The sequence below is a fragment of the Actinotalea ferrariae CF5-4 genome, assembly GCF_000603945.1.
GTDB classification, from domain to species: Bacteria; Actinomycetota; Actinomycetes; order Actinomycetales; family Cellulomonadaceae; genus Actinotalea; species Actinotalea ferrariae.
The window spans coordinates 1-7,497 of sequence record NZ_AXCW01000210.1 but is presented as its reverse complement, the minus strand read 5'-3'; the positions used below and the strand labels follow the sequence as shown (position 1 = coordinate 7,497).

Annotated in this window: 9 protein-coding genes; 7 read left to right on the top strand and 2 right to left on the bottom strand. The window is 68.2% G+C overall.

What is annotated here, in order from left to right:
- From N866_RS22150 to N866_RS21460, 3 genes are all read left to right on the top strand, one after another.
- Window positions 1-347: hypothetical protein (locus tag N866_RS22150; RefSeq protein WP_034227618.1), on the top strand; the 347-nt coding region annotated here is incomplete at its 5' end.
- Entirely contained in the window at window positions 331-915 is a 585-nt protein-coding gene (locus tag N866_RS22835; protein ID WP_483756949.1) for a type II CBASS E2 protein, read from the top strand. The genes N866_RS22150 and N866_RS22835, both read left to right, overlap by 17 nt.
- A complete protein-coding gene (locus N866_RS21460) occupies window positions 908-1,414 on the top strand; it encodes an SLATT domain-containing protein (RefSeq protein WP_034227617.1) in 507 nt (168 codons plus the stop codon). The genes N866_RS22835 and N866_RS21460 overlap by 8 nt, the downstream gene beginning before the upstream one ends.
- 145 nt (window positions 1,415-1,559) lie before the next feature.
- Here the strand turns inward: N866_RS21460 and N866_RS14550 are convergent, their stop codons facing one another.
- Entirely contained in the window at window positions 1,560-1,883 is a 324-nt protein-coding gene (locus N866_RS14550; protein ID WP_034227616.1) for a hypothetical protein, read from the bottom strand.
- 156 nt (window positions 1,884-2,039) lie between these two features.
- Between N866_RS14550 and N866_RS14545 the strand changes: the two genes are divergently transcribed.
- Entirely contained in the window at window positions 2,040-2,462 is a 423-nt protein-coding gene (locus N866_RS14545) for a hypothetical protein (RefSeq protein WP_034227614.1), read from the top strand.
- Window positions 2,463-2,680: 218 nt separating this feature from the next.
- Complete coding sequence (locus tag N866_RS14540) at window positions 2,681-3,817, top strand: hypothetical protein (protein WP_216699456.1); 1,137 nt, start codon at window positions 2,681-2,683, stop codon at window positions 3,815-3,817.
- Here the strand turns inward: N866_RS14540 and N866_RS14535 are convergent.
- A complete protein-coding gene (locus N866_RS14535; protein WP_245612606.1) occupies window positions 3,814-5,172 on the bottom strand; it encodes a hypothetical protein in 1,359 nt (452 codons plus the stop codon). The genes N866_RS14540 and N866_RS14535 overlap by 4 nt on opposite strands.
- 789 nt (window positions 5,173-5,961) lie before the next feature.
- Between N866_RS14535 and N866_RS14530 the strand changes: the two genes are divergently transcribed.
- A complete protein-coding gene (locus N866_RS14530; protein ID WP_034227611.1) occupies window positions 5,962-6,537 on the top strand; it encodes a hypothetical protein in 576 nt (191 codons plus the stop codon).
- 34 nt (window positions 6,538-6,571) lie between these two features.
- Window positions 6,572-7,497 (top strand): SPFH domain-containing protein (locus tag N866_RS21020; RefSeq protein ID WP_155855395.1); only part of this gene is annotated, 926 nt, incomplete at its 3' end.

Genomic DNA, 7,497 nt, shown 5'->3' with positions numbered 1-7,497 from the left:
GGATCAGGGCTGAGGAGAACTTCCTCGACAGCTGGGCGGAGGACCCCTCGCGCGCCGAGCACTTCTTCTCGTGGCTCCGGTCGGCGCAGAACGCGTTCGCCACGTTCGAGTCGAAGTCCGGACTGCACGAAGTCCTCCCGGAGCTCCAGGCCACTTTCGGCTCACGCTTCATGCGGGGCGCGAACCAGGCGCTCGTCGGGAGCCTTGACACTGCTCGGCAGCAGAGGACCCTGAGGATGGGGGCGGACGGCGCGCTGACCATCTCGTCAACAGCGTCCGCTGCCTCGGCTCCAGCCGGCTCGCGTCCAGTGAGAGGACACGGCTTTGCCGGTGGAACACCGCGGTGACCCCAACCTCGCGCTTCAAGCGCTCTGTCTCCTCAGGGCCTTTCCCGCGAGTTCGGTGGACCTGAGCCCCGGGCGCCTCATCTGGACAGGCCACGTGCGCCCACTACCGGTATGTGACAGCTACCTCTTGCGGCTGGAAGCTGAGCGCGCGAGGGTCCCTTCGATCCGGGTGATGGAGCCGGCCCTTACGTCGGATGACGCCGGCCTCCTTCCCCACGTCTACGATACGGGCGACCTCTGCGTCTCAGAGCTCGGCGACTTCCGCCCAGGGATGCTCTTCGTGGACACCGTCATCCCATGGGCTCTTGAATGGCTTGTCTACTACGAGCAATGGCGGATCGCGCGCATCTGGTACGGCGACGGACCAGACCGCCTCGACCCCGATTCCCAAGCAAGCGTCCTGCATCCCTACGGCACCGAGTCTCCCTGGCCGACTCCCCGGGGGCCGGTGTACCCGCAGGAGCCACATCGAGCCGGCTTACACCGGCGGCAGGCACTTCCCGCAGCCCGAACAACGACAACCCGAGGCGCCGGTGACATCCGCAGACGACGTACAGGACATGCGTGAGGCAGTCGCACGAGAACTCCAGGACCTCTCCGAGGACATCCTCTGGACGGAGAAGGCGCACTTCGCAGAAGCGGAGGCCCTTGCCCGAACAAACCTTCGGCTCGGGCTCACGTCTACGATCGCCGCCAGCCTCGCTGCGGCCACCGTCCTCACCGAAGTCGCACCGGTCATCACTGGGGCCGCCGCGCTTGTAGCCGCCATTACCGCCGGCCTGCTCACGTTCCTGAAGCCACAGGAGAAGGAGACGCGCCACCTCACCGCAGGCCGAGAACTCAACGCGCTCCGCGTCCGGGCTCGACAGATGATCCGCATCGACCTTGCACCGTTCGTACAGCCTGATCCGGGATCCTGGCTGGGGTTCCCCGCGCACGTCGCCACTGAGAAGGCGAGAATCGATGGAGACGCGCCTGGACTCTCTGCGGCGGCCTTCGATCGAGCTCGGGCGAAGATCGAAGCCGGTCACTTCAGCCACGAATCGGACTCGACGCAGGGGAACTGACGGTCTTGGCCGGTAGCCGAGCCGCCCAAGCCACTCGTGGAGCGACGTCGGTCGCCCGATCTCCGTCGTGCCACGTGCTCGCAAAGACCGGCGCGCTGTGCCCCTCTGGCGGGAGCCACCTCGTCGTCGCAGGAAGCGGCGCTGACTAGAGCCGGTCGAAGTCCTCGGTGCTAGTGACTTCCAGCGCGACCAGAGAGACGCCGCCGACCTCGGCTGCGATGGCGATGGCCATGTCGGCGGCGTGCGGGATGTCGTGGGCGACGAAGGTCACGTCGGCCTGCACGCGGCCGAGCTGTGACAGTGACACGGCCGGGTGGTACGCCTTCAACGTCTCGATGAGCTCGTCACCGAAGTGGTGGGTGTCCGTGCGGTCGAACTCGAGGCGAGCGTTGTGCCCTCTGAGCATGGGTTCTCCGATCGTCGTGACGGGCGGCCGCTGACTGCGGCCCAGATACACGACGTCGCCCATGGCAGCCCACGGTAGGCGAGCCGACCACGGCTTGGACAGATGTCCACCCCCAGCGCGCTCGCCCCGCCTCGCCGCCAGCCCGGAGGTTGGCACGTTCGCTGGCACACCTCTTGGCAGGAGCGACGGCGACGTCGCAGGGCCACTGAGGAGGAAGCGATGACGGCGACGTGGACCCACTCCGCGGAAACGCTGCTGAGCGAGGCGGACCAGAGCTGGTCCGGCATCTGGGCCCTCACCCACGCCGCGGCGATGGGCGCCCTCAACATGGCGATGACCGTGCCCCTGGGCGTGGGCGTGTCCATCTCCTACGCGGCGATGGACTTCCGCGAGGCTCAGGACGAGCTCGAGTGGGCCAGGCCGGACACCCGGGGTGCAGCCGCACCGGTGCGGTTCGGAGCGCTCCGGCTCGAGGACGTGCCGGAGGCGCGTGAGGTCCTCGACCGGCTCGCCGCCTCCGCCCTGAACCGTGCGGCAGGCCTCGCGGAGGTCGAGACGGACCTGGGCGCCCAGGCCGCCCTGTCCCGCGTGATGGCCCGACTCATCACAGGTCGCGCGAAGATCAGCGGGCGGTGGGCATGACCACCTACGCCGAGCTCCTCGCGCAGGCGACAACGCACCTGCGCGAGGGCTCTACCACCCTCCGAGCAGACCGGTTCTGGACACCGGACGAGGCGCTCGACGCCATCGGGGACTTCCACGGGCTCCTCGACGCCATCGCCTCCCACGGCCGTCGCCTCCTGCGGCCGGCCCAACTCGGCCGGCTCGGCCTGACTCGACACCGTGACGGTCTCCCGGCGGTGGAGCGTGCCTCGATCGACCTCGTCACGCGGCTCGAAGCCGTGACCGGGGAAGCGAGGCCCCACCCGTCCCAAGTCCGCAGTGGGACAACACCGTGGGCACGATCGGCTCTTGCCCTGCGCGCCGCCGCCGACCTCGTAGGAACGCACTTCTCGACGGCCGGGCGACCCCGGAGCCCGGACGCAGCTGCGGCCACGACCGCGAGCTTCGACGCGGGCCTCGTCGACCTCGGCCACCTCGCCGTGGCCGCGCTCGCACACGAGGATCCCCTCGCGCTCCGTGCCCTCCAGGCTGGCGTGCCCCGCACCGTCGTCACCAGGCAGCTGCCTGGGTTCGAAGCCCTCGCCGACGCCGCGCGCGAGCTCTCCACTCAGGGCGTGGGCCGCCCCGAGACCCTCCTCAACTCTCTTGGCCAGACCCAGAGCCGCGTCCGCACCGACGACCCGGCGACAGAGCTCAGTGACCGCATGGTGCGGCTCCGCCAAGGTGTCTGGAACCTCATCGCCGACCACTCCGACGTCCTGCCTTCCCTACGGCTCACGGCCGGCCTTGGCGTTGCTGTCCACGCACACGCCGCCGCGTTCCACGGCGCCGACCTCACCACACCGGACGCAGTCGGACTGACCGGGCCTAGCGCCCTCGTCGCGCACGGCCGCGTCTGGCAGCGCCTGCACGGGGCGCTCTCCCAGTTCGCGGTCTTGGCGCCCCCCGTCGCGAGCGTCCGCGACGACATCGTCGCGGCCGCCCGGCTGCTCGGCGAGCTCGCGCCTATCGACGCCCATCGCGATCGTGTCCCCATCGCGACCGCGGATCGCCACATCGGCGCGGCGCTCAACGGCGCCGTCCAAGTCATGGCCGACATCGCTGTCCACGAAGGCACCGCCTTCGACCGACTCGCGCGCACGGGCCTGCTCCACGTCCCCGCACGCGCACTCCCCCGCGACCTCGTCACCGATCACCCCGACGTTGCGGCGGCACGACTCAACGGCCGAACGGTGCCGGCACCCGCCGAGATCCTCCAGGGGGTTGCCGGGCTGTATGCGCAAGTCGCGGCCCACCCAATCGGCCTTCCGACACCCCAGCCCGTCGGTCATCGGACCGTCGGCGCTCCCGCCGAGGCGATCTCGATGGGCTAGTTCTCGGGAGAGCCTCGATCACCGCGTTGCCGGCGGGCACGCTCCATGACCTCCCTGGTGACCCGGTCGGACACCGCCCTTGTCTGATCGACCGCTCCAACGCCCGCCCGTCGCACGACCTCGATGCCGTCCTCGCCCGTCTCCCGCACCCTGTCCCTGACATCCGTTGCCGCGTCCAGCCAGCGCCGGGCGTCCACTGCCTGCGCGCCCACTTCGATGCCCAGATGGGCGTGGAGATCGGCAACGGCGCTCGCAACTTCGTTTCGAGAGCGGACCACGGCAGGCGACGCGGTCGGATGGAGCAGCACCTTCGCGTTCGCGGCGCGAGCGGCAGCATCGATGCGGCTGAGAAGCCGCTGCGTCGTGTCGGCGATCATGTCCCTGCGGCCCGCGCGGGCGGTTCCAAGGGCGATCCGGTGGCGGTCGAGCTCATCCGGCGACGCATCCACCACACGGTCCAGCTCGAGCACTGCGATGGCCTCGTTGAGTTGGAAGCAGCGCGCAAGGACGGCCAGCCACTCTCCGACAGTGGGCTCGATGGTCTTGGCGACGTCGGCAAGCTCGCTGACTCTCGTCGTGCGCTCGACCTTCTCAGCGAGCCTGCCGAGCTGCCCGAGCGCGTAGGCCTGCGTCCTGGCGATCGTCATCGCCGTCGCCTGGACCTTCGACCACGTGACCTCGGATACCCGACCCACCTGCTCCCGAACGGTCATGGCCTCGTCGATGACGATCCCCGCCCCGATCATGTCGGCGAGCACGGCGTCCTTCTGGTTGCGCAGGACGTCGTCGACCTTCGCATCGATGACCGCGAGGTAGTCCGTGATCTCGTCCATCGTCTGCTGCATTGCCAGCTGCGCCATGAGCCCGCCAACGCCGGCCAGCAGCGCCGGGCTAGCGGCAAGGGCACCAGGCGTTCGGACCAACTCGAGGATCATCTTGGTCTTGCCGTCCTCCATGCTGATCGCTCGGCTGACACCGGGCCGGGAGCCCTTCATCAGCGGGCTCTTGCTCAGGGCCTGAGCCGACTCCTTCGTGAGCTTCACCCATCGGCCGGAGTTGGCGGCGATCTCCGAACCTGCCTGTGCGGCCGCGCCGCCGGAACTGAGCAAGGATCGGAGTCGCGGCAGCTCGAGGTCCCTCGACTCCGCGAACCCGGCCGCCGCGAGATACCGCGCGACCGCGGATGCCGGCCCGATCACCGCCAACCCTTCTCCGTCGCCGATGAGCTCGACTTCGTGATCGACGGCCAGCAGATCTAGGGCCGCGCCGTGCTGTCCGGTGGGTGCCTCGGCGCCAGCGGCAACGTCGCGGCTCCCACTCAGAGCTTCAACGGTCGAGGACGCGTCATCAGTCACAGAGACGATGGTGCCACCCAAGGGTGACGCATCCCCGAGAGCTGCGAGGGCCCGGGTTCGCCGATGTGCGGCCCCGTTCGTGGCATTCCGTGCATGTCCGCGAGGCGGCCGCCGTTGACCACCTGTTGACCACAACGCAAGAGGCCCTCCCGATCTCTCGATCGGAAGGGCCTCTGACGTGGTACTTCACTTGTAGCGGGGGGATCACCGACAGGTGCGACCGTCGTCTGCGACATCGGGCATCACCGCAGGTCAGCGGCTCGTGCATGGGCATCTGCACACCCCCGCTCCCTGTCATGCACCGATCGAACCATGTGGCTCGGACAGCATCCTGATCGCGAAGCACTTCAATAGGCTTCGGTGACGCCGCCTCCTCGCCGGCGACTGGAGCACCCGTCGCCGGCGCGAGTGCTGTGCAACTCGCCTGGAGTGCGCCCTGTCGTTTCCGAACGGCCGTGGCCAAGCACGCAAACCACGATCGGCTTGAGCTGCAGACGGCAGCCATGACGCCGCAAGCGCCCTTGGGCATGGGCTCGATGGGCTGATCTTGCTCCATGCGCCACCGACGCTCGATCCACCACCTGGTACAGGAGGGTAAGTCCGAGTGAGAGGGCTCTCACCCAAGAGAGTCGCTGTCGCCTTCGGCCGGATGGGTGAAGGGCCGGTACCGCATCTAGCCTGCGCGCCGCTATCGCACCCTGCTCAGCTGTCGCATTGGCACAGAACCGTTGCCTGCCAGTTGCCCGGGGCCCTAACGTGCGAAGCGCTCGGCAACTTGGAGGAGGCGCAGTGACGAACCGCGGCTGGGTTGACGACGCCGCCCACGCCGCCTCCGAAGCCATCAAGGGCGCCGCCGTCGCGGGTCAGATCGCGTTCGCGGCCATGAATGGACCGCCCGCCGAGGCCGCGATCCGAGGGGCCGACCTCAACTCGGACCTCGAGCGGTCCGCGATCACCCTTTTGACGAACGCTGGAGAGGCCCAAGAAGAGGCCGCTAGCGGGCGGCAGTCGAACGAAGTCGCCGAACCCGCTCCTGAGTCAGAGTCGTCCGAGCACCGCGACCCCTGGTGGGCAGAAGATGCCGACGGGATGGCCGAGGACGAGATAGGAGCCCGAGATCCCGACGAGGGCGACCAACCCGACACCGAGCCGGCAAACGAAGCTGACGACTGGGCTAACGCCGGAGACGAGTGGGCCGCCGACACGGAGCGACCCGCTGGCCCCGACCAGGGCGACGAACCGGACACCGAGCCGGCAAACGAAGCTGACGACTGGGCTAACGCCGGAGACGAGTGGGCCGAGCCAGACGCGACAGACCTCGGTTCAGACGCCGATCTAGGCGAAGGGGATAGGGGCCTTGGATAATCCGTTCGTCGGTCCACCCGAGGACCTCGTCGGCATGCCGCATGCCGAGTGGAGCACGGTTGCGGTCCTGCTCCGCAATGGCAAGCCCGATCGGCTCCTTCAGCCAGGCCGCCGATTCGCGCGGGCATGGGGCGCACCCATCCTGGGCCGACTGCAGCTAGTCCAAGTCAACACCGGCGTTGAGCCGACTAACGTAACGATAAGGAACATTCGGACGAAGGACGTCCGCGAATGGGCTATCAGTTCGTTGAAGCTGCGTCTTTCGGTGCAAATCAACGCCGCGAACGACTACTCAGCGCTTGAGCAGCACGTCCGTTCTTATGGACCGGGATTCGCGAATGCACTTCTCGACGAGTTGTCCAACGGGATTGATCAGTACGTGCGCTCCACGCTGGCCCGCTACAGCCACCGCGAGCTGCACACTTCCTCACTTCCCGACATCCTCTTTCCGACCGGGGAGCCAACGCCGATCGGAAACTCCTCGCTCGCCGTCCGCAGCGCGACCGTCGTTGCCGTGGAGTGGTCTCCGTACTTCCTTGAAGAACTCAAGGGGATTGAGACGGCCACCACCGAGAAGGTTGTCACGGAACGCAAGATCGACCTTTACGAGGAACTCTCTTCTCGTGTCGGCATTCCTGCCTGGCATTTGGCCAACCCCGAAGTGATGAAGTTGGAGCGAGCGGCAGCCATGGAGCTCGTCGGAAAGCTCCTTGAGCCCGCCAACCGCAGTCTTCTACAGCGGGACCCAACGCTGCTGCCGGCTTTGCTTATGCAGGCGGGCCTTACGACACCGCCTGTCGCGGGGGATGGCGGAGCGCCCGGCAGAACCGGACGATCAGGCGCAACTGCGGCGCGTCAGCTGGACGCCCGCCCTTCCGCCCCCGCCCTCCCGGTGGCTCCCGGGGACGACACGCCTGACCTGTCCCTCAACGCTCGCCTCAGCCCTGATCCACCGGTCGT

Bases quoted from the DNA above. Each gene is read 5' to 3' on its own strand.
- N866_RS14550 (WP_034227616.1), bottom strand. From the start codon at position 1,883: ATGGGCGACGTCGTGTATCTGGGCCGCAGTCAGCGGCCGCCCGTCACG.
- N866_RS21460 (WP_034227617.1), top strand. From the start codon at position 908: ATGCGTGAGGCAGTCGCACGAGAACTCCAGGACCTCTCCGAGGACATC.
- N866_RS14545 (WP_034227614.1), top strand. From the start codon at position 2,040: ATGACGGCGACGTGGACCCACTCCGCGGAAACGCTGCTGAGCGAGGCG.